This window comes from Shewanella sp. ALD9 (assembly GCF_002836315.1).
Taxonomy (GTDB): domain Bacteria; phylum Pseudomonadota; class Gammaproteobacteria; order Enterobacterales; family Shewanellaceae; genus Shewanella.
Window position 1 is genome coordinate 255,874 of sequence record NZ_PJCD01000042.1, and the last position, 21,913, is coordinate 277,786.

Annotated in this window: 19 protein-coding genes; 5 read left to right on the top strand and 14 right to left on the bottom strand. The window is 41.3% G+C overall.

Annotation, left to right across the window (positions count from 1 at the left end; translation table 11 throughout):
• Positions 1 to 489: 489 nt before the first annotated feature.
• The 8 genes from CXF88_RS19390 to CXF88_RS19425 form a co-directional block, all read right to left on the bottom strand.
• Positions 490 to 1,308, bottom strand: a complete 819-nt coding sequence (locus CXF88_RS19390; protein WP_101088426.1) for a DUF3307 domain-containing protein — start codon at positions 1,306 to 1,308, stop codon at positions 490 to 492.
• Entirely contained in the window at positions 1,301 to 1,951 is a 651-nt protein-coding gene (locus CXF88_RS19395) for a hypothetical protein (RefSeq protein WP_101088427.1), read from the bottom strand. The genes CXF88_RS19390 and CXF88_RS19395 overlap by 8 nt, the downstream gene beginning before the upstream one ends.
• Positions 1,952 to 2,212: 261 nt before the next feature.
• On the bottom strand, positions 2,213 to 3,979 hold the full coding sequence (locus CXF88_RS19400; RefSeq protein ID WP_101088428.1) for a protein adenylyltransferase SelO family protein: 1,767 nt from the start codon (positions 3,977 to 3,979) through the stop codon (positions 2,213 to 2,215).
• Positions 3,980 to 4,684: 705 nt separating this feature from the next.
• Positions 4,685 to 6,373 (bottom strand): RNA-directed DNA polymerase, encoded by a 1,689-nt coding sequence (locus CXF88_RS19405; RefSeq protein ID WP_101088429.1) that lies wholly within the window; start codon positions 6,371 to 6,373, stop codon positions 4,685 to 4,687.
• Positions 6,370 to 7,266, bottom strand: coding sequence for a hypothetical protein (locus CXF88_RS19410; protein ID WP_101088430.1), 897 nt, complete (start codon positions 7,264 to 7,266; stop codon positions 6,370 to 6,372). Before CXF88_RS19410 ends, CXF88_RS19405 begins: the two co-directional genes overlap by 4 nt.
• A gap of 794 nt (positions 7,267 to 8,060) precedes the next feature.
• On the bottom strand, positions 8,061 to 8,600 hold the full coding sequence (locus CXF88_RS19415) for a response regulator (protein WP_101088431.1): 540 nt from the start codon (positions 8,598 to 8,600) through the stop codon (positions 8,061 to 8,063).
• A 117-nt stretch (positions 8,601 to 8,717) separates the two neighbouring features.
• Entirely contained in the window at positions 8,718 to 10,058 is a 1,341-nt protein-coding gene (locus tag CXF88_RS19420; protein WP_101088432.1) for a HAMP domain-containing sensor histidine kinase, read from the bottom strand.
• 93 nt (positions 10,059 to 10,151) lie between these two features.
• A complete protein-coding gene (locus CXF88_RS19425) occupies positions 10,152 to 10,604 on the bottom strand; it encodes an Lrp/AsnC family transcriptional regulator (protein ID WP_101088433.1) in 453 nt (150 codons plus the stop codon).
• A gap of 189 nt (positions 10,605 to 10,793) precedes the next feature.
• Between CXF88_RS19425 and CXF88_RS19430 the strand changes: the two genes are divergently transcribed.
• The 4 genes from CXF88_RS19430 (at position 10,794) to CXF88_RS19445 (ending at position 15,370) form a co-directional block, all read left to right on the top strand.
• Positions 10,794 to 11,870 carry an ornithine cyclodeaminase gene (locus CXF88_RS19430; protein ID WP_101088434.1) on the top strand — a complete coding sequence of 359 codons (1,077 nt, stop codon included), beginning with the start codon at positions 10,794 to 10,796 and terminating at the stop codon, positions 11,868 to 11,870.
• Positions 11,870 to 12,793: an arginine deiminase-related protein gene (locus tag CXF88_RS19435; RefSeq protein WP_162023002.1), complete on the top strand. Its 924-nt coding sequence runs from the start codon at positions 11,870 to 11,872 to the stop codon at positions 12,791 to 12,793. Before CXF88_RS19430 ends, CXF88_RS19435 begins: the two co-directional genes overlap by 1 nt.
• Positions 12,794 to 12,877: 84 nt before the next feature.
• Positions 12,878 to 14,284, top strand: a complete 1,407-nt coding sequence (locus CXF88_RS19440) for an alanine/glycine:cation symporter family protein (RefSeq protein ID WP_101088436.1) — start codon at positions 12,878 to 12,880, stop codon at positions 14,282 to 14,284.
• Positions 14,285 to 14,782: 498 nt separating this feature from the next.
• Entirely contained in the window at positions 14,783 to 15,370 is a 588-nt protein-coding gene (locus CXF88_RS19445) for a TetR/AcrR family transcriptional regulator (protein ID WP_101088437.1), read from the top strand.
• A 190-nt stretch (positions 15,371 to 15,560) separates the two neighbouring features.
• Here the strand turns inward: CXF88_RS19445 and CXF88_RS19450 are convergent, their stop codons facing one another.
• The 6 genes from CXF88_RS19450 to CXF88_RS19475 form a co-directional block, all read right to left on the bottom strand.
• A complete protein-coding gene (locus tag CXF88_RS19450) occupies positions 15,561 to 16,031 on the bottom strand; it encodes a Dps family protein (protein WP_101088438.1) in 471 nt (156 codons plus the stop codon).
• Positions 16,032 to 16,477: 446 nt separating this feature from the next.
• Positions 16,478 to 16,936 carry a DUF2127 domain-containing protein gene (locus CXF88_RS19455; protein WP_101088439.1) on the bottom strand — a complete coding sequence of 153 codons (459 nt, stop codon included), beginning with the start codon at positions 16,934 to 16,936 and terminating at the stop codon, positions 16,478 to 16,480.
• 126 nt (positions 16,937 to 17,062) lie between these two features.
• Positions 17,063 to 18,118, bottom strand: coding sequence for an acyl-CoA desaturase (locus tag CXF88_RS19460; protein ID WP_101088440.1), 1,056 nt, complete (start codon positions 18,116 to 18,118; stop codon positions 17,063 to 17,065).
• A 4-nt stretch (positions 18,119 to 18,122) separates the two neighbouring features.
• Positions 18,123 to 19,244, bottom strand: a complete 1,122-nt coding sequence (locus CXF88_RS19465; RefSeq protein ID WP_101088441.1) for an iron-sulfur cluster-binding domain-containing protein — start codon at positions 19,242 to 19,244, stop codon at positions 18,123 to 18,125.
• Positions 19,245 to 19,862: 618 nt separating this feature from the next.
• A complete protein-coding gene (locus CXF88_RS19470; protein ID WP_101088492.1) occupies positions 19,863 to 20,237 on the bottom strand; it encodes a hypothetical protein in 375 nt (124 codons plus the stop codon).
• 205 nt (positions 20,238 to 20,442) lie between these two features.
• Positions 20,443 to 20,868, bottom strand: a complete 426-nt coding sequence (locus CXF88_RS19475) for a PACE efflux transporter (protein ID WP_101088442.1) — start codon at positions 20,866 to 20,868, stop codon at positions 20,443 to 20,445.
• Between the two features lie 86 nt (positions 20,869 to 20,954).
• Between CXF88_RS19475 and CXF88_RS19480 the strand changes: the two genes are divergently transcribed.
• Positions 20,955 to 21,845, top strand: coding sequence for a LysR family transcriptional regulator (locus CXF88_RS19480; RefSeq protein WP_101088443.1), 891 nt, complete (start codon positions 20,955 to 20,957; stop codon positions 21,843 to 21,845).
• The last annotated feature ends 68 nt before the right edge of the window (positions 21,846 to 21,913 follow it).

The following is a 21,913-nucleotide window of genomic DNA, read 5'->3' on the forward strand; positions in this document are numbered from 1 at the left end:
TTCACTTTTGATCTGAATACGCTTTCATCAGCACCAAAAACTCACATCAATAACAACAAAAGCCGCTGCCCACAGATGAATCAGCAATGAATAAGTGCAACACCATGGTATACATCGATAAATGCTAACCAGTAGTTAACAATCTTTATAAATTCAACTCAGTAGCCTGCGACATTGTGTCGCAGTTTGGTGTTTTTATATTGTCAGAATGGTTGAGGTTAAGCACAATCATGTGATAGGTAACGTCGGAAACATCCCCCGTTTTTAATAACTTATATCTAACTGACGTTATCGATTTTTGGTACACACTTTGGCGTTGTTTGGTTGATGGCTTTGAGTCGCAATCAAATGTCTACTCAATGCTTGGTGACTTTACTCAGCCTCTATCTGCTATGGGAATGGGGATAAATGCTGATTAAAGGTATCAGTTTAAATCTGAATAAGATTATTGGGCCTCTATTGATATAGAGGCCTTTTTTTATGATTTTTTCACTTAAATTTTATATCTACACCCAATGACACTAGCGCCCCAATTAAGGTTGTGATGACCACGGAGATCAGTGAGCCAATCAGTACATACTCCGTCATGCTTCGGTTGGCTGATTGATTTAACTCACCAAATCTGAATATCGACTTAGCGGCTAATACAAAGCCCACAGCGGCATAGCTGCCCACCAACGTAAACGTCAGTATTAATAATCGCTCTAGGTAACCAATCAACTCGCCACCCGCAACAAGGCCGCTCACATTTGCTGTCTTATCACTAACAAGTTCTGCAACACCATCGGTGTCGGTAACGGCGTCTGTGTCAGTGTCCATTGCTGAGTTAACGATGGGATACTTATTCAACACAGCGCCAATCACAATTGAAGTTGGCTTGAGAATGAGTAAATAAGCAAACACCACCAACACGCCATCGGAGAAACGTTCATGCTGTAACACTGCCTCAATCGATGCGCCATCGGCAACATGAAAAGCAATCGCGGCCAATACCGAAACATGCAAAGCCTGATCAATAACAAAGTAGGCTAATTTATCTCCCTTTGGTGTAGTGACCTTCCATAAATCGATAATAAAATGACTTACCGCGACAATAACGATTAAGCAAACCGTTGAACGCCAATCAATCCCGAGTGCCATTGCAGGCAGTAATAATGCAACACCCTGTAAAGTCGCGTGAAGGTACAACTCAGGTGAACGGTAAGTGCGAGCTTTTTTAGCTTCTACCCACCGATCGGTCTGAAGATAAAAGTCACAAATGGTGTGAATTAATAAAAATGGAATGAGCACGCCGAAAAAATCAAACATACTTGAGCTCCGCGACTTTCTCCATGAACCGACAATTTAGCTCGTTGATCAACGGCCAACCTGACGCTTTAAGTGACTTGCTAGCAGTGGCTGTAGCCACATCGAGCATGTCAGCTAACTCACTAATCGACAAATCCTCATTGGTTCGAAGCATTGGCAACATCACTTCACATTGGCGCGCAGTTAAGTCATTAAGTTGCTTATCAAGATACTTAAACAGTAAGTCAAAATACTCAGTGAGAGCGATGCTATCGGAGCTAAACAATAATCGGTCATTCTTAAGGCCACTGAGTCCGCGGCCAGACAGCACAAATGCTTGCCCCATCGACTCCGACACCGACTCACGTAAATCGGCATTTGCCGCAATTGCAAAACTAATCCGGCTATCAAATGCTTTACCAAGCGCCTTAATACCAATCCGGTATATAACGGTGTATCTCAACGCATTTTTAATATCATGCACGACAGACTGAAACTCATCACCGCGCTCAATACTGTGCGCATTTTCGCTATGCCCCTCGCTAATCCATGTCTGGATAGATTTGATCTGTTTAAGTAGTTGCTCAAACTGCGCAGAGGTTAGCTTTGTTGAGTCAACAACATCGCCAACAATCACGGCTATAGGTTTATTGGTAGGCTCCACATAACGCTCCTTTGTTTGCAGATTTAGACCAATTTAGCCAAAAATGGCTAATAATGCAAGCTTAGCCATTTTTGGCTAATAACGACTAAGAGCATTGATAGCAAACAGGCCGATTTAGCCGTTTATGGCTAAAAATAGACATTTAGCCACTTTAGGCTAATGATAATATACCAGCTTAATCGTCAGATACGTTGAGAAAACCATCCTGACGCAGGTGACATAAAGCATGACACCAATCAAAGCTGATAGATTATCTCAACATTACGACGAGCAGCTTAAATGCGAACATCCACCTACCCCAAAGAACTCTGATGCCTTGAGTCGATAGTATTTGTCTTCAATTTCTTGAGACTGCTCTGCGTAAGGTTTGGTCATCACCTTCTGCAATTCTCGAACAAGTGCATAATTGCCAACACTGGCTTGCTGATAAGCAGGTACCAGCAACCACTCGCGTAAAGTAAATTTAGGGTTAACGCGTTGCATCTGCGCAATAATATCATCACGGCTACGTGGTTGTGCGTCTGCATCTGCATCTGCATCTGCAATAAGCATATTGCTATTGTCTTCGGTACCAAGCAATGATTGCCATTGTGTCAGCCAAGCAGACCAGCGTTGCTCCAATCCTTGTGGCCCTTGCGATAAATCTCGATAGAAACTGTTAGTCAGTGGACCAATATCATCAGGCAACGACGAAAGCTCACGGAAGAATATTGTGTAATCCACTGGGGTTTGCAGCATCAGCGTTTCAAGCTCATTAAATAACGCCGCATCAAAAGTGTTAAGCCCAAGCTTAGCCGTCCACATCTGCTCCATCTTTGTTTGCATCTCGGTGGCAAAACCATCGACCAACTGCTGGAGCTGTTCTAGATAATCTGGTGTAGACATCAATAATGGGCTTAATGCGGTGCAAAACATCAAGAAATTACGTTCTGCTGCCACGCCTTGATTCAAAAATGCAAAATGTTGCCCGCCACCCGTCCATGGTTGATATTGTGGATTGAACACATCGCAAAATCCAAACGGACCGTAATCGAGCGTAAAGCCACCAGCGGCACAGTTATCGCTATTAAAGTTACCCTGACAGTAACCAACACGGATCCAGTTCGCTATCAATGACGTCAAACGACTACGGAACTCGCGCGCCAATAAAAGCACTTTTTCTTCATTAGTGAGTTGTTGGTCGATAACATCAGCGTATTCACGGTCAACTAAATGCAACATCAACTGTTCAAGCTCTGCCATCGCTTGCGGATGTTCCTGCTTACGGGCGCGGCGACCGAATAGTTCAAGTTGACCAACCCGAATAAACGAAGGTGCGACACGTGTCGAGATAGCAACCGCCTCACTAATCATTTGGTCAGGGTCTTGTGCGTTAGAGCCCTCAGAATACCAAGGCCGCTGCACCGTCTCGGTTTTAGACACATACAAACTCAGCGATCGAGACGTTGGTACGCCAAGCGCGTGCATGTGTTCTTGCGCGAGAAACTCACGCACACTGGATCGCAGCACAGCGCGACCATCCGCACCGCGGCAATATGGCGTGCGGCCACCGCCTTTAAGCTGCATTTCCCAGCGTTTATCGTTAATCACAGCCTCAAGCACAGAAACAGCTCGACCATCGCCGTAGCCATTACCCGTTCTGAACGGACATTGTTGGATGTATTCGGTACCAAAAATAGACAGTGCATATCCACATGCCCACCCGACCTTACTCATGGGTTCAGGAACGTTCGACAGGTCACCGGAGAATAAGCTCATAAAATTGGCAGACTGCGCCATGCTGTCAGCAAAACCCAATTCAGCAAACAAGCTGCTGCTGTGTGCTACATATTCTGGATTTTCAATCGGCGTCGGTTTAACGGGAACGTAGTGGCCAGAGAATACTTGTCGCGGCGCGTGGTCGTCGCCATTAGCTGTCGCGTCAGGATCGCTGTTGAGCGTGTCCATCAATGAGTAGTTGACCAATTTAGCGAGATCGTCGACTGTCTCGACAGTAACGGGAGTTTGCTGGGACTGTTGATTAGTCATAGAGATACCTGGTTATTTGAGTAGAAGGGTTGTTCACAACTTGATGGTTCATCGTGTCGACGATGATTCGATTTGTTCGATTTATGGAAGCGGATCTTGTCAGCATATATGTCGAAGGCCTGCGCTGTGATATTTGAAAGAGCCTGAGAGAAATAGATGGAACCGACACCCATGGTAACGACTCGTTATAGTAATGGAAAGCTTAGCTTGCTGCATCTGCAAAGTATCTATTTCATCATATGATATATGGTATCTGAATTATGGCCTGCGGCCACTAACGTCGTGGCGCTTCACCCACACCAGATTTATCAAACTTCGTTTGAATTAGATCGCAAGGTTCCACCCTGCACGGGCCAAAAGGGGATCAACAGCAATCCCCTCTTGGATCACCCTTGCCGTTCCGGCAACATTTTCGCTATTTACAAAACAATAGCGGCGAAAAAATTGCGACGGAAAGTAATCCAGCTTTTAACTTCATTTGAATCCTGCCTCGGACTTATTCGAAAATGCTAACGCTTTCGATGGGGCGTCCCTTCCCCTCGAAAGCTAGCCTGACATCCATGTCAGGACTCACGCTATTTTCTTCAACGCCCTCAAGTTCAGAGTTGAATCACACCATTTCCAAGTCAAGAAAACTAACTCGTTTTTGCCCAAAGTGAGTTGACTCGTGATTTCTTCAACTCTGACGTGATTAATCGGTTATTTCTAATAAAGCCCATTTTCAAATGCAGAGAAATCAGACGATTCATCTTTGTCAAATTTAGACATCAATAATGATTTTAATTCCTCTCGGTCATATGAAGAGAAAATAGAGTTCACCTCTTTGACGTAAGGCGAAGCATTGTCAAATTTTTTGTCTCTGCTTAGAATGGATGATGCAAAATAAAAAGAATCTTCATCTACCAACTGACTCATCGACTCTAAACTAAACGTAATGACATCCATTAGATTTAAGTATACTAAGTTCTCTACAGCATCTGTTACATTATCAAGACTAGATAAATCAAGGTTAATTGGCTTCATATTTCGGGCTTGCCACAGCTCTGCGACAATAATCACACCTCTTCCTCCCCTCGTTAATAACCTACTGAAGTTTGATTGAGTTAAAGCTGTTGCTATGTCTTCAACATAAGCTAGAGCATCAATATTGGGAAGAGAATTATTTAAGGACCATAGCTCATCGTCGTTAAGTAAATAAAATAGGTTGCTGATATGGAATTTAATATTTTGAATGCTAAACCTTGATTTTATATCTTTTGTTATTTCATTGTTGCTGAGGTCTTTTAATGATGTGTTGATCTCTTCAAGATGAAAAAGCTTTCTGTTTAGTAGAAAGTTGAAAAAATCATCTTCCGACCAACGAAAAATACTTGCTACCATAGAGAGTCTTTCATCTAATAAGACCTTGGTATAACTTTTAAATGTTTTTGTTTCTATTCTGGCGATGACCTTCTTTAGCGGTATTGAATAACCAGCATTGATCAATCTCTGTTCAATCATTTCAGGGTGTTGGTTGAACATACAGTACAAATGAATCATAGAGGAAAAATTATCAAGCTTTTTTCGCACGTTTAATTGTTCAGTATAACCTAGCCAATTTAACTTGTTAATAATGTCATTCTTATCTAGGTTAATTTCTACTCCAGCAGGTAGGTGTGTTTTTACATTATTCAATACAATATCTTTTTCATTCATGTTGCAAATAATGGATATATCGTCAACATACCTAAAATATCTGTTTCCATAATGTTTTTTCATCTCATTATCAAAACTAGACAGAAAGTTCTGAGCCAAAACATGAGAGAAGTCTAATCCAATCGGAAGTCCTCTAGTGAATTCTGAAAACGTACCATCAACTAAGCGATAAGGTAGACTTTTCTCTAATCCCTTCATTGCTTTTTGAGTGTTTATAGAAGGGTAAAATGATTTCAGATCAATAATTAGTACACAATCTCCAACTTGTTTTTGCAAAAGGCTCGCTATTTTGGAGTTCATGTCTAAATAATTATTGTAGTAGTATTCGAAGTTACGAGAAGATTTAATTCCTTGTTCAGGCATCCTATAACTGTAAACAGAATTACTTATATTAAAGTCATTATTTTTAGATAACTCATAGAAACAAAAAGCTTCTAATAATGCACTAAAAGGTGATGGTATGACCATTTCTCTATATGTCAATTCGTCGTTAGTAATCTCTTTTAGTACTCTAAACTGTCTTAGTTTTAGTCTCTTACTTACTTCGGACTTTCTTTTTAGTATTGCATTAAGTAACTTGTTATTTGACTTGTTCTTCATTTGATCTAGGATGCATTTTATTCCTAAACCTGTAATTGGTGATCTTTGGTCATAGCTATTCAGAGCTCTTAAAACAACCTTGGAGTGATTGAATTTCATGCTTTATTCCTTGAGTTAATACTCACTGATACAGTACTTTTTGCATCTCTTCCATTTACAGGGTCTAACCAAAGAAATCTTTCTTCGCAACGATATTGCTCATGACTACTGGCTGAAGTAAAAATTAACATAAAAATATTTTTCAATCGACTAAATAAGCTTCTCGCATTTCTTGTGCTAGGCTCGACGTGGACTACAGTGTATTGTTCTGGTGATAGAGACATTTGTATGTGTGTTAATGAGTTATCGAGTTTTTGATAGTTTTTTTTGTCAATTCCACTAAACGCTGAAACCAGTACAAAAAACTCCTCACAATCCAATTTTACAAAGTCCCTCATTAATAAAGTGGTTGATGGCATGCTGAATGCGTCCCAAGCTCTGATTGTATATACAACATTGATATCTACAGTTGCTAATTCTGGGATAGCTTCATCTAATAATTTTGAATACATACTTCTCGCAGATTCAGAGAAGTCACAAGCTAATATTTCTATTTCGAGTGGGAGTTGGGGAAGTTTCTTATGTACCCTTAATTCTTTCAACGTGTAAAGTAACGATAATGCGCCAGCACCTGTTCCGCATGGGGCATCAAGTAATGCTATTTTTCCAGTCGAGAATGTAGAAAAAAAATTTTCTGGAACGTTACCAAATTTTTCATTGGGATCAATTAGTACATACTGAAGACGTATGCATGAATTGGAGAATCTTTCAGCAAAGTGTATGTGGGTCTCTTTAATTCCTTGTCCTCCTACAGGGCCTTCTTCATTCTCTTGCCGCATGTAATTTTTTGCGTGGTCTAGCATTTCTATTGTAGTTAACTCTTTGAGGTATAGTGCTGATAGCTTTTGAGGTAGATAAGCCTTTTTTCCATCCCACAATGTTTCGACATCCATATTTTACATCATCTCTATTATTGACTAGAAGAGCTATCAGTTTGTAGATAATGTTACTGTATATCGCTAAGCTTATGATATACAGTTTTTTTTGAAAAGTTACGTCAATAATTCAGGGCTGAGTAAAATTTAACAGGGAAGGACTAATTGTTCGGGGTGAATTGGTCCTTTTGAATAATTAAAGTTACTTTTCCTTGTCTAAATCACATGAATCAAAGACAAAAATCTAACTCATTTCTGTCCAAAATTGAGTTAGTGCCTGTGATCTATAAATGGATAAATTCAACTCTGAACTTGAGGCCGTTGAAGAAAATAGCGTGAGCTGGCCATGGACGGCCAGCTAGCTTTCGAGGGGAAGGGACGCCCCATCGGAAGCGTTAGCATTTTCGAGTAAGGCCGAGGCCTATTACAAACTAGATTCAAAGCTGGATAAATCTCCATGGCGACTTTTCGCAGCTCTTATTTTGTAAATAGCGAAAATGTTGCGGGGGCGGCTGGGAGTTCCAAGAGGGAACAGCCGTTGGTTTCCTCTTGGTCTGGTGTGGGTGAAGCGCCACGACGTTGGTGGCCGCAGGCCATAAAGCAATAAGCTAAAAGCTAAATTCCTGTTCAATACCATTACCGAAATAACGGTAGAATCGACCGATTTATGGTGGAGTTTATCGATGAGAATTCAAACGAAGTTTTAAAACTCGGTGTGGGTGAAGCGCCACGTCGTTAGTGGCCGCAGGCCATAAAGCAATATCTAAAAACACCCTTTGTCCAAAGTAGGACAAACACCCAACTCCCCTATTCTACCGATTATCTGCCGTTGGCTTTTTCAGCAATTTGCGCTGCAAGGTTCTGCGGTGCATGCCCAGTTGGCGGGCAGTTTCTGATACGTTACCATTGTTGGTGGCGAGGACTTGTTGAATGTGTTCCCATTCAACCCGTTTGGGGTTAAGTGGTAGTTCTTCAATATCATCGTAAGTCGTTGTAGTGTCTGGTGTGACTAATAATGCATTTAATAAGGTTTGAGTGTCGACGGGTTTGGCGAGGTAATTGTCTGCACCGAGGCGGATGGCTTCTACCGCAGTGGCGATGCTGGCAAAGCCAGTGAGCAATACCATGTGGACGTTGGGTAATAATTGTCTTAACGGTTTAATTAACGACAAACCATTATGTTCAGCCAGTTTCATGTCTAACACGATATGCGTTGGCACAAATTGCCTGGCTATTAATAAACTGTCGCTGGCGTGATGGCAGGTTTTACACTCAAAGCCATGCTTACCGAGGCGGCGGGCTAAAATGGCGGCTAGGGCTAAATCGTCTTCTATAATCAATAGCTTGTTCATGATGTTCTCAATTCAGCTTGTATTTATTTCAACGTCTATTATTTCAACGTCGGTTTATTTCAACGTCTGTTTACTTCGATTCGCTTCTATTCGTTTAAAATAGCTTCAACTCGTTTTTTATACGCTTAACGGCAACGTCACGATGGCTTCTGTGCCGCATTCTGAATGTGGTTTAAGGTATAACTTACCGCCTAAACGTTCGAAGCTGGTGTGACTTAATAATACCGCGATGCCCATCCCTTTGGGACTTTTCACCATGTTACTGCCTAAAGTTTGCAATACATGAGTCGCAATGCCGACACCGTAATCACGAATAGTAATACTTAGTTGCTTGGGTTGTGACAAGCCAATATTGATATCTACGCAAGTCTGGTGTTGATTATCTTCACTGGCTTGAATGCCATTTTGAATTAACGCCATTAATGCAGGCAACAAGCTCATGTCGGTCATGACTATACGTGACTCAACTTGTGGTGCTATGGCGATATTCAGTTGTGCTTCTGGCATCAATAAACTTATATGCTCGGTTAAGATTGCCACTAACTTATCGACCCGCTGTTGTGCTAGTTTTTGCTCCCGTATCGATTCTGTTGCTAACCGTAAGTCAACTAAGGTGACTTCGCAACGATTCAGTGCTTGCTGCATTTCGCTGATCAATTCCAGTTGTTCAGCATCATGATGGGTATCGACTAACTCATCGGTGAGTAAACGCAATGTGGCTAACGGCGTTGCCAATTGATGGGCCATTTGCGCTGATGCGGTGCCTAAGGCCAATATCTTTTCTTGGCGTAACTGGCCTTCTCGTAAATAGCGCAGCTCGGCATTTTTTTGTCTTATTCGTTTGGCAATAAAGCCCACCGTGACGGTTAACACTAATGCCGAAATAACAAAATTAAACCACATGCCTAAATAGTGCGAGCCCATGTCCATACTGTGACTTGCGGGCATAGCTTGATTTGCGGCCATTGCCTGGTTTGCTTGCATAACGTGGTCAATTGGTATTTGGCTCATATCATGATCCATTACCGAGCCGCTATTTTGTTCGGTGATATCAACAATCATCAAAGTATAAAATATCGTCGATACTATGGTTAAGCACCAAGGTGCCCATAGGGGTAAGGTAATAGCTGAAATCGCAATCGGTAATAACAGCAATGAAACAAAGGCATTGGTTGCTCCACCGGTAAAATATAACCAGGTAGCCCAGAACAAGGTGTCTAACAATAAGGTTAAAAACAACAAACCATTGTTGTTCATGCTGAGTCGATGAAATCGATAGCTAAAGCCAACATAACAGGCTTCAAAAATTAGCACGTAAGACAAGGTTACTGGAGGTGTTGTTAAGCCAAATAAGTCGGTAGCAAACAGAATAAGGCCGATTTTAAGGCCCCAATTGACTAATCGCAGTAAGGCTAATTGTTGCTGACTTGCATTAAAAGGCAGACTAACGTTCGACATGTAACCGTTTCCTCGTTCGGTAAAGCATCATAGGCCACTAAGCATTGTCCGATTAGCGTGGCCAGATATTAGACGTCAGCTCGATGGTGATGATTACACTGTACTCAATAAAATGCTGGTTTCACTATTGAGTACCCCTTCAATGGTGCGAACTTCCCTCAACACTTTATCAAATTCTTCTAAACTGGTGGCCCTAATATCGGCGACTAAATCCCAAGCGCCGTTAGTAGTATGCAATTTTTCGAGTTGCGGTATGCCCCTGAGTTTATTGATCACTTGGGTTGTTGAGCGCCCTACTACTTCAATCATCATAATGGCCCGCACCACATTAGATTCAATTTGTTCGTGTGCGCGAATGGTAAACCCTAAAATAGCGCCACTACTAACCAATCTGTCTAAACGGTTTTGCACCGTCCCGCGTGAAACTTGTAATACTTGCGCCAGCTTAGAAATTGATGCTCTGGCATCTTTACGCAGGATAGAAATAAGCTGTTTGTCGAGCGTATCATACAAATAAGGGTGGGCAGATTGATGTGGTGGTTGCATGGTGTTAAGACCTTATTTGGAGAATAATTGTCATTTTGTAATATACAGCCTAGCATTATGACAAATAATAGTTAAATTATTACAACATAATAGCATTTTGTTTAGCAAAGACACTCGATAAGCTTAATCACAGTCTTATTTAGCGTTTGGTCAACATGACCAAACGTGTCAACTAAAGTGATTAATATAATGAATATAGCCATCAATAAAAAGTCTTCAAATGTTGCCTTTGTCAGTGTCACAGCCATGTTAGCCTTACTCAAACACGTTGGCACTGAGGCGTTTCTATTAGGGTTAACAGACTATATTGAACAAGATTATCGTCGTTGGGAGTTATTTGATAAATCACCACGTTTTGCCAGCCACTCAACTGACGGCGTGATAGAGCTAATGCCAACCAGTGATCAACAACAATTTAGCTTTAAATACGTCAATGGCCACCCTAAAAATACCCATATCGGTTTGCAAACTGTCACCGCTTTTGGTGTGTTGTCTGATGTGGCCAGCGGTTATCCTGTTATGTTGTCTGAAATGACCATACTCACCGCACTTCGTACCGCTGCAACCTCCGCCATGATGGCTAAATACTTGGCCCCACGCGGCGCCACTACCTTAGCGATGATAGGTTGTGGAGCTCAATCTGAGTTCCAAATTTTGGCCTGTAAAGTGGTGTTAGGGATTACCAATGTCAGAATTTACGATATTGATCCAAGCGCAATGGCTAAATGCCAGCATAACCTGGCAGACCAGGGCATCACACTTACGTTATGTGATTCAGCTGAAAGTGTTATCGAAGGCGCTGATATGATCACTACTTGCACTGCCGATAAACGTAATGCGACTATTTTAACCAGCAAAATGGTGCGTGATGGAGTACACATCAATGCCATTGGCGGCGATTGCCCTGGTAAAACAGAACTTGAAACAGACTTACTATTACGTGCCGATGTGTTTGTGGAATATGAACCACAAACCCGTATTGAAGGTGATATCCAGCAACTAGATGAAACGTTTGCCGTTACAGAGATGTATCACGTTATTCGCGGTGAGCAACAAGGTCGCACCCACGATTCACAACTGACTATTTTTGATGGTGTCGGCTTTGCAATTGAAGATTTTTCTGCATTACGATATGTACGTGATTTAATTATGCAGCAACAAAGTCATCAGCAACTCGAGTTACTCACCAACCAAGAAAATCCACGGGATTTATTTGGTTTATTAACCCCAGCATCTCAAGCTAGTCGCTTGGCTGTAGGTGCATAATGGCCATTAACCCTCAAGCGCCATCTGCGGTGGTGATGATCCGTCCACATCATTTCAGTCCTAACCCTGAAACGTTGCCAGATAACAGCTATCAAAGCCATGAATTGGCCGAAGATGCTCTGCAGCTATCGCAACAAGCTTATGATCAAGTGACCCAAGCTCAGCAACTATTACAAACAGCAGGCATCACGGTGCACGTTTTTGAAGATACCACCACAGAAACACCAGACTCGGTATTTCCTAACAATTGGTTTTCAACCCATCTAGGTGGTCATGTTGCTATCTATCCTATGTATGCTAAAAATCGTCGTAAAGAACGCCGGACTGACATCATCGATATGCTCAAACAGCAATATCGAGTACAGGATGTTATTGATTATTCGGGCTTAGAATACGACAACATATATCTAGAAGGTACTGGTGCCATGGTTCTCGACCATGTTGAACGAGTGGCTTATGCGGTTCGATCCAAGCGTACCGATTCATTAGTGCTTGAGCGTTTTTGTACTCAATTTAATTACGAGCCAATGGTGTTTGATGCGCAAGATGAAGCTGGAGTGCCGGTTTATCACACCAATGTATTGATGTGTATTGGCAGTGATTATGTCATGGCTGGGTTCGATATGATTAAAGACACTCAACGTCGTCAGCAAATTATTCAACGATTTGAAGACAGTGGCAGAGTGATTATTAACTTAACCGAAGATCAAATTCGTCATTTTTGTGGCAATGCACTTGAGTTACAATCAAAACAAGGCCGTTTTTTAGCATTATCACAACGTGCTTTTGATGCGTTAACACATGAGCAAATTGCGTTATTAACTCAAAGCGTGACTCTGCTACCATTAGATGTATCGGCTATAGAGATGGCTGGCGGTTCTGTTCGTTGTATGTTGGCAGGGATCCATTTATCGAAAAGATAAGCTTCAGCATCAACAAACTTTAAAAAGACTCTTAACAATAAACTCTAATAATAAAGAGAAGACTCAATAAAAGGAAGTTGCTAAATGATTAATGACATTATATCGCTCACCAACAATGTGTTGTGGGGCGAATACCAAGTGCTCATTTATATATTGGTATTTGCCGGTGTGTGGTTTTCATTGAAGTTAAGATTTATTCAACTTCGCCATTTTGGTTATATGTTTAAAGTAATGAAAGGCAGTACTCAAGGTGACAAATCGGGCATTAGCTCGTATCAAGCCTTGTGTACCGGTCTTTCTGCCCGTGTCGGTACTGGTAATTTAGCCGGTGTCGCCATGGCAATATCACTCGGTGGTAGCGGTGCGGTATTTTGGATGTGGGTTATCGCGCTACTGGGTATGGCGACCGGATTTGCCGAAAGCATTTTAGGTCAGCTATATAAAGTGCGCGACGATCATAAAGAATACCGCGGAGGACCCGCCTATTATATCCGCGCAGGACTGAATAAACCTTGGTTAGCGGTATTATTCGCATTATGTTTATTCCTGGGTTACGGCATTAGTTTCAGTGCCATGCAAGCCAACACCATCACCGACGCACTCAACCACACCTTCGAAATTTCACCCGTTTATTCTGGAGCGGTCATTACTTTAATTGCTGGCATCATTGTTATGGGAGGCCTTCGCAGCATTGCTCGTTTTGCCGAGTTCGTAGTGCCTTTTATGGGCTTAGCATTTATTTTGGCAGCGGTAACCGTCACCATTATTAATATCCAACAAGTCCCTGGGGTATTGATGGATATTATTAACTCTGCTTTTGGGTTAAATGAAGCAGCAGCTGGTGCGCTCGGTGCTGCGATTAAAAATGGTATTCAACGCGGGTTATATTCTAACGAAGCTGGCGCAGGCAGTGTGCCCCATGCAGCAGCGGGCGCAACACCGGTTCCCAATCACCCTGTTGCGCAAGGTTACGTGCAAATGCTTGGGGTGTTTATTGACACTATGGTGTTGTGTAGTTGTACTGCCATTGTAATTTTATTGGCTAAAGGCAGTATTGGCAGTGACATGGAAGGTATTCGTATCACTCAAAACGCCATGACCTACCATATGGGCATAAGCGGCGATATGTTTGTTGCCATCATTATTACGCTATTCTCTTTTACGTCTGTAGTAGCAAACTACGCCTACGCCGAAAGTAACTTGCATCTGTTTAAACTCGACAACATCTATGGCCGCACCATTTACACACTATTGTATTTAGGCATGGTGTATTGGGGAGCGAATGCCTCATTAAAAGAAGTGTGGAACATGGCCGACATGGCACTAGGTTTAATGACGGTAGTGAACATCAGCGCCATAATGCTGTTAACCCCGACCATCGTAAATTTAACTCGCGATTATCAAGTTAAACTTAAAACCACTAACAAGCCTGAGTTCAAACTGGCCGATGTAGAAATACAAGGTAAAACCGAAAAAGGGGTTTGGTCTTAGCCTTTAATCAGCGCATTTTTACAATGGATTTAATTTGAGTGTAAATTGAGCGCTTAGTTTTGAAAGCGGAATTGAATACATTAGTTCAATTCCGCTTTATCGTTAATAACGGCTCATTATAGCCGTACTAATATAACGCCAATATCAAAATGCCACCATTACATCACTACTAGTACAACGCCAATATCAAAATGCCACCATTACATCACTACTAGTACAACGCTAATGTCACAACACCAATATCACAATACCAATATCACAACACCACTCATGCTTATCCACTGCATTTATCCGTCAATTTTGTAATTCAAATAACCTCTCGTGAATGCAGCTTTGTTGTTTAATCGACATTATTTGCTCAATTAGAAATCGTTCATATCAAATCCATAATTAAGCATAATCAGCAACAATGGCCATTATGGTTAAAAAATTGCCAAAAGATACTGGCCTTATCTCATAGGGTTAACGTAAAATAGCCAACTAACCAAAGAGGATGTAATGGCTAATATTTCTAAATTTGATCGCGATGACGTACTTGAAAGAGCAAAAAATCTGTTTTGGCAGAAAGGTTTTTTGGCCACATCAACGCGAGAAATTCAAACAACTATGGACATGCGACCAGGCAGTATTTATGCCGCATTTGGTAGTAAAGCTGATTTATATCAAGCGACACTTATTCGTTATGCTCAAACGGGCGAACGTAATTTGAATAATATGTTACAACAACATGATCGTGCATGGGTTGGATTAACACATTATCTACGTGGGCTGGTTAAACCATGCTGTGAAGGTTCACCCAGTGAATTGTGCATGTTAGTAAGGACGTTATCTGAATTAGATGAATCTCATCTAGATACATTAAACGTTGCCCGTGAGCAGCTCAACAAATTTGAACAACGATTTGCCAGTATTATTGACCAAGCCAAACTTGAAGGCGACTTACCTGCCCATTTAGACAGTCAACTCACGGCGAAGAAAATTCAAATCAACATTATTGGTTTGCGATCTTATTTAAAAGCAACCAATGACGTTGACACAGTGAGACAACAGCAAGAAGAGTTTTTTAAACAACTTGCTACTGCTTAAACACAAAAAAGCGCCTTATTGAGGCGCTTTTTTAATTCACGTTTTAACTCACATTTTAGTTAATGCCAGAATATCATGCTAACTATCGACTTTGTGAGTAGATCGTCGCATCTCAAATTCAAATTCAAATTCAAATAATAACAGCACTAACCATCGCAAATTGTATCAACATGGTTCAGTATCGTACAGATTACTTACGTGTCGCTCTTAACATCCACGCCGTTTTCTCGTGTATCCGCATACGGTCAGACACCAAGGCTACCGTTGACTCATCATCAGCAGCTTGTGCTAACTTAAGCACTTGTCGCGATGTTTTAACAACTTGCTCATGGCCTAGGGTAAGTAAGTCAACCATATCAGTAGAACTCGGCACACCTTCTACTTCTTTAATAGAACTCAGGCGCGCAAACTCTTTATACGTTCCCGGTGCGGCCACATCCAAGGTACGAATACGTTCGGCAATATCATCGACCGCTGTCGCAAGTTCAGTGTAATGTTCTTCAAACATTAGGTGTAATTCGCGAAAATGTACCCCGGTAACATTCCAATGGAAATTATGGGTTTGCAAATAAAGCGTGTAAGAGTCAGCCAATAAACTTTTTAAGCCTTCGGCAACTTTTAGTCGGTCATCTTTTTTTATACCAATATCGATGTCAGTCATTTTATTCCTCGTAAAGTAGAATTAATTAGTCATAACATTACAGCATTTGTATAAATGGTGATTACAAGCCAGCAAGATTAATAATAAACACCTCTACTATTAACATGTTGCTTACATTGTATCTCAGCGAGTATTTATCGTCGTTTTATTAAACCAATAAAAACACTCGCCGTTAAAACAAATATTACACCACTAATAAAACGGGTCTCAATTCAAATAAAGTGCATTTAGTAAAGCAAATGACTTAATTGAATGTCTACATAAATTAACGTCATAAACTCGCGTAAAATAAATCATTTCGAGTCAATCAATCGTGTTTTCGCTAACTCATCGTTAATGCTAGTGAGTATTTATACTAACATTACCACTTAATGGATCAACCGCTGGCCATTAAACTCTGTTAATAATTTTAGATTAATCTGCGTAACGAAACATTGAAGCGGAGCTCATATGGCTGCTCTACGCGGAAACAATACAAAATACATATATATGACCACCACAAGATTAATTAGCAACACAATCACACTGAGCAGGCTAAAGTGGCTCATCATTTCGTAAAGCTCAAAAGGTAAATAGATTGCGCCACTAAAAAGTGCAAACCATTGAGTCCAACGCATGTTATGCCATAAACCATAGGCTTCAATAAAGCGCACCAAAGTATATGCCGCAGCTCCTAATGCTAATAACGTCAGACTTGATTGCGATACCGATCCTATCGCTGCAATAAAAATACTCGGGTAATGACTTGCAGGGTTTAGGTGTAAATGCGTCACCCATTGTGTTGCCAACACCGACAAATTTGTACCAGCATACACATGTAAGCCTATTGCAACCAATAAAGCCAATACTCCTTTACTTGCTTCTAGCATTGCTATAGCTCGTACCCCTTTATCTGAAGGTATCATCTCTCGCGTTTCCAGTTTAAACAGATTGACCTATCTTAACGGCTGTTAATAACCACGCCTATGAATATTTTATCGATAAAAAAAAGCACTTCGGTTGAAGTGCTTAGTCAGCGAATGTCATCCAGTTTATGGTAGAGAATAACGTAAAATACGTTTAACCACTTGGCTATATTGACGTAAAAAAGGCCCTGTATGATAAGCAATCCCATGGCGGGCAAATATTGCCACCACTTGTGGCGCCACTTGCTGGTAGCGTGACGATGGTAAGTCTGGGAACAAATGATGTTCTATTTGAAAACTCAAGTGACCAGTAAATATATGAAACAATTTGCCACCGAGAATGTTTGACGACCCTAACGCCTGACGATAATACCATTGACCTTGAGTTTCATTTTCACACTCTGCTTGGCTAAAGGTATGTACATCGGTGGTAAAATGGCCACAAAAGATAATGGTAGACGTCCATAGATTGCGAATTAGATTAGCCATTAAGTTACCACATATCACCCACAAAAATAGTGGACCTGCCAGCAGAGGAAATAGCAGGTAATCTTTGATTAGTTGCTTACCACCTTTACTAAAAAAACGACGTTTGAGCTCACTAGCATCAACTTTTGATGATCGGTCTTGTTTCTTTTTACCCATAAAAACACGTTCTGCAGCGAGTTCATGATAAGACACACCCCATTGAAATAGCATACTTAAATTAACGTAAGTAATAAATTGCCATAGGTTTTTAACCCGCCACGAAAAATCATTCGACAAACGCAGCAAACCATAACCAAAATCACGGTCCTTACCTATTACATTGGTGTAAGTGTGGTGCTCGTAATTATGGATCCGTTGCCAACTTTTACCATCACAGGCGATGTCCCAATCAAACTGACGCGAGTTAATATGAGGATCGTTCATCCAATCATATTGCCCATGCAGCACATTATGACCAATTTCCATATTGTCGAGAATTTTGGCGCTCGCTAAGCTCAACACCCCAACAACCCAGCATAGTGGATGGATAAACCCGAGCATCAATAACACACGACCGCCCCACTCTAAAGCGCGTTGCCACACAATCACTTTACGAATATAAGCAGCATCAGTGGCACCAACCTCGCTTAAAGTTTGGCGCTTTAAGTCATCTAACTCGTTAGCTAACAACTCAAAATTAATATTTTTATTCATCGATTTATAATTCCAACTCAAGTGGCGTCACTGCCTGAGAAATGCATAATTGGATCAATTGTTCACCTTGTTGCGATAGCTCACTGGTGCGTAAATTTCTAACCACGCCCGTTTTTTTCACACACTGGCATTGGTGACACACACCAATACGGCAGCCAAAATTGGCAGTTATTCCCTGTAGTTCTAAACCATTTAGCAAAGTATCGTTCGTTGCTAATATAAGTTGGGTTTGTTTGCCTCGCTGCGTTAACTGAATATGCTGGTGGCCGTTATCTGTTTGGGGCAATACCGGTGCTTGAAAGTACTCGGCTTGACGGTGTTGTGGCGGGTGATTAATGGCATCTAATTGGCAGTCAACATCTTGCTTAAACTTGCCGGGACCGCAGATCAACACTTGGCTCGCTGCTGGGCACTCCTGTAATGCAGCAGCTAAACTGTCGCCATTTTTACGCACCAACATTTTCACAGAGAGCTGAGGGATCTGTTGCGCTAAAGCAGTAAGTTCATCAACATATAAGTGCTCGCCGGCTTTAGCAAAATAGATGAGCTGAATAGGGCTTAATGATTGCAATACTGATCGTTCTATAGACAATGCCAATTGATGCAACATAGCCATAAACGGAGTAATACCACTGCCTGCAGCAACAAACCATAATGGGGTTTCAGGCAGGTCAACAACACTCTCACCTAGCACAAAATCACCTTGCGGCGCGCTTAAGTTAACATAACAACCAGCAGTGATATGCCGACTTAACCCTGAGGTAAAAGCGCCATTCGCGTTATGTTTAATGGTTAAGCGAATAACCCGTGTTTTGGGGTATTGAGCATGATGTTGTTCGGGCGACGACGAAATAGAGAAAGGCCGCGTCATTAACCGTCCATTTAGCTCAACCGTTAATAACACATGTTGGCCAGCTTTGGCTTGCGGCCAAGATTTTTGCGGAGCTAACTCAAGCTGTAATACATCATCGCGAAGCGGTTTAACTGACAAAACCTGGGCACGAAACCAGTGGGCTCGCCACGCAGGCTTAACACGTTGGATAAGCGGTTCGAAATAACTGCCTAATGATTCAGTATGAAATAAGGTTTTAGCAGTGACTTTGTTAAGTCGGGTCAATAAATTCATTTATAGCGTACACGTGTTAGCTCAATTTCAGCGCACGATTGTATGCTGAAATAACATCGAGGCGCAAGTGGCTGTTTACGCTATTTAACACATTATTAAAAAGGCGGTTGAATGAGGCTTTAAATGACAACCCATTTCTAATAATAGAGATTATGACGATAAATAGTGGATATTGAGATGTTATCGAAATAGCAAATATAACGATTAAACACTCATGGGATAGCTTAACGGCGTGAGGTTTTAATTAAGCTTAACGGTTTTTGGCATCGAAATGACACTGGTGACATCGGTTTAATCGCCAGGACCAGATGATCTTTCAAGGTTGTTTTTGCAGCGAATTGTTGGTTATGACTTAAATAAAAACAGATAACATAGCAGAAATGACCAACAAACCCTGTCCGAAGGGTTCGGCTAAAAAATTTTACTTTTTGTTGAGCTTAAAAATGAACGCAAATAAGACCAATAACCAACGGAACCACAAACATAAATGATATGGTAACCAGCCCACCAAAGTCATTTAGCGCTGGTATATCGCCAATATTGTTAACGATATGCCATATAACACGCCTAAAAGAGTGCCGATGTGTTGTGGTGATTTTGTTGTCATATGATTAATGATTACTTTTGCTCTTGACCAAAGAGTCGTTCTACTTGTTTGTGCTCGTCTTCAGTTAACGAACCGTAATCTCTTGGGTATGACCAACCATAACCCCAGCGAAATTGGGTGGGTAAATATGGCGAGCCACCCACTCTTACACCGGCTAACATTAATAAAGCAATTTGCGGTTGGCCCACATTAGTAACACAGGCACGTAATGCTTTATCTGATGCGAGGCGTTCATCAAATGTGCCGCCCTTCCAATAGTCATAATCATGTTTTTGGCAACACGCTAACCATAATTCGCTTTGTTCAAACGTGCCATCTGGAAATGCGCTGCAACCATCACTAGTAAACGGTGCGAGTGTGTCCGCTGCGACAGGATTAATTAACATCAATGCACTGGCGATAACGATGGCAGTATAATTTAGGCGGTAATTTTTCACGTTTTGCATCCAGCTTATCATTATTCGACTATCATGATGCCACAGCAACCATGACACTAATAGAAAACAAACGTTGCGTCGTGGTTAAATCCTCTGTTACATCAATGGTTAACTAATAATGAACCTAGACGAAAAGCCACACTAATAAACCATATTAATGTACCAAATGAGCAAACCATTTTTGATACGGTTGATACACGTCGTAAAGCCAATTAAAGACTGCGGTATACACTAAAATAAAGCCTAAAACCCCAGCTTCTAATATTAAGGTGTCAATCAGACTTAATGCCAAATACCATGACACTAACGGAATCGTCACCAATAACATACCGCCTTCAAACCCCAACGCATGCACAATTCTAATGCCAATTTTACGCTCAACTCTATTTGGGCCGATTAACTTATCAAACTGCAGGTTGTAAACATAATTCCAAAGCATTGCAAATAGCGTCAACCCTATGCTGACAAATAACATATCTAATGGATTTTTTTCAATTAATAATGCACTTGCAGGGACAATAATGGCCATGGCAACGAGCTCAAAAGACACGGCGTGAAACACTCTTTCTCTTCTTTGCATGTTTATCTCTATTTAATGGTGACGTTTTCGCTATTTTCATCCAATATAAAGATACATTAAAGTTAGTAAGTATCGGTAAAAACGATATGTATAGTATTGAACAGCTTGAAGCGTTTGTGCTGACAGTTAACACAGGGTCTTTTTCATCGGCGGCTAGAAGCCTTAATAAAGCCCAGTCGGTTGTCAGTCAGCATGTGATAAACCTTGAAATAGACTGCAATAGCGAGCTATTTGATCGCAGCGGACGTTACCCACAATTGACACCAGCAGGGGAAAAACTACTGCCCCATGCTCAAGTATTACTGAGCCAGCATCAACGCCTGCGTGATTGCGCCCAAAGCCTAGACCAACAAGCAGTATCAGAGCTAACGATTGGTTTAGATGAAGGCATCCCGCTGCAAAAACTGTCCAATATTATTAATGAACTCGAAACTCAATTTCCAACTATCACGCTTGAGTTTTTAACTGCATCAAGTATTGATATTATCGATATGATTGACACAGATCGGGCTGTGACCGGGATTATTTTCAGTGAGTTAACGATTCCGAATCACATTGATTTCGAATCAATCGGGTCAATTAAGTTTGATATGTATGTGGCAAGTTCTCACCCTTTAGCACAACAGGTGTGTGATAATTTAGCCAATTTAAAATTGCACCGCCAACTGTTGATCCGTTCGCGAAATACTAAATCCAGTAGCTTTCAGTCAGCCATTAGCCCAGATGCTTGGTACGCCGACAATTACTATATATTGCTAGAACTGGCATTGCAGGGGCATGGTTGGTGTTTACTGCCCAATCATATTGCCAATAACTATGTTAATAGCGGTCAACTAGTTTTGTTACCGTCTGAATTTAAAGAGATTGGCTGGCAAGCGAATGTTGATGTTATACAGCACAATCGTTACAGTCACGAACCGGTATTTAAACAACTCAGGCATTCATTACGCCAATTATTGTCGTATTCAGCATGTTGATGAAACACTTTTAAAAATTGTTATTTGAATCCACAATAACCTCGTAGTTAATGACATTAAACGAGAAA

Excerpts from the sequence above, each read along its gene's own strand:
- CXF88_RS19465 (WP_101088441.1), bottom strand. The coding sequence starts at position 19,244 with ATGAATTTATTGACCCGACTTAACAAAGTCACTGCTAAAACCTTATTT.
- CXF88_RS19430 (WP_101088434.1), top strand. The coding sequence starts at position 10,794 with ATGAATATAGCCATCAATAAAAAGTCTTCAAATGTTGCCTTTGTCAGT.
- CXF88_RS19420 (WP_101088432.1), bottom strand. The coding sequence starts at position 10,058 with ATGTCGAACGTTAGTCTGCCTTTTAATGCAAGTCAGCAACAATTAGCC.
- CXF88_RS19405 (WP_101088429.1), bottom strand. The coding sequence starts at position 6,373 with ATGAAATTCAATCACTCCAAGGTTGTTTTAAGAGCTCTGAATAGCTAT.
- CXF88_RS19470 (WP_101088492.1), bottom strand. The coding sequence starts at position 20,237 with ATGTTAATTAATCCTGTCGCAGCGGACACACTCGCACCGTTTACTAGT.
- CXF88_RS19460 (WP_101088440.1), bottom strand. The coding sequence starts at position 18,118 with ATGAATAAAAATATTAATTTTGAGTTGTTAGCTAACGAGTTAGATGAC.
- CXF88_RS19410 (WP_101088430.1), bottom strand. The coding sequence starts at position 7,266 with ATGGATGTCGAAACATTGTGGGATGGAAAAAAGGCTTATCTACCTCAA.
- CXF88_RS19415 (WP_101088431.1), bottom strand. The coding sequence starts at position 8,600 with ATGAACAAGCTATTGATTATAGAAGACGATTTAGCCCTAGCCGCCATT.
- CXF88_RS19475 (WP_101088442.1), bottom strand. The coding sequence starts at position 20,868 with ATGCAAAGAAGAGAAAGAGTGTTTCACGCCGTGTCTTTTGAGCTCGTT.
- CXF88_RS19445 (WP_101088437.1), top strand. The coding sequence starts at position 14,783 with ATGGCTAATATTTCTAAATTTGATCGCGATGACGTACTTGAAAGAGCA.
- CXF88_RS19425 (WP_101088433.1), bottom strand. The coding sequence starts at position 10,604 with ATGCAACCACCACATCAATCTGCCCACCCTTATTTGTATGATACGCTC.
- CXF88_RS19450 (WP_101088438.1), bottom strand. The coding sequence starts at position 16,031 with ATGACTGACATCGATATTGGTATAAAAAAAGATGACCGACTAAAAGTT.
- CXF88_RS19455 (WP_101088439.1), bottom strand. The coding sequence starts at position 16,936 with ATGATACCTTCAGATAAAGGGGTACGAGCTATAGCAATGCTAGAAGCA.
- CXF88_RS19435 (WP_162023002.1), top strand. The coding sequence starts at position 11,870 with ATGGCCATTAACCCTCAAGCGCCATCTGCGGTGGTGATGATCCGTCCA.
- CXF88_RS19480 (WP_101088443.1), top strand. The coding sequence starts at position 20,955 with ATGTATAGTATTGAACAGCTTGAAGCGTTTGTGCTGACAGTTAACACA.
- CXF88_RS19440 (WP_101088436.1), top strand. The coding sequence starts at position 12,878 with ATGATTAATGACATTATATCGCTCACCAACAATGTGTTGTGGGGCGAA.
- CXF88_RS19400 (WP_101088428.1), bottom strand. The coding sequence starts at position 3,979 with ATGACTAATCAACAGTCCCAGCAAACTCCCGTTACTGTCGAGACAGTC.
- CXF88_RS19390 (WP_101088426.1), bottom strand. The coding sequence starts at position 1,308 with ATGTTTGATTTTTTCGGCGTGCTCATTCCATTTTTATTAATTCACACC.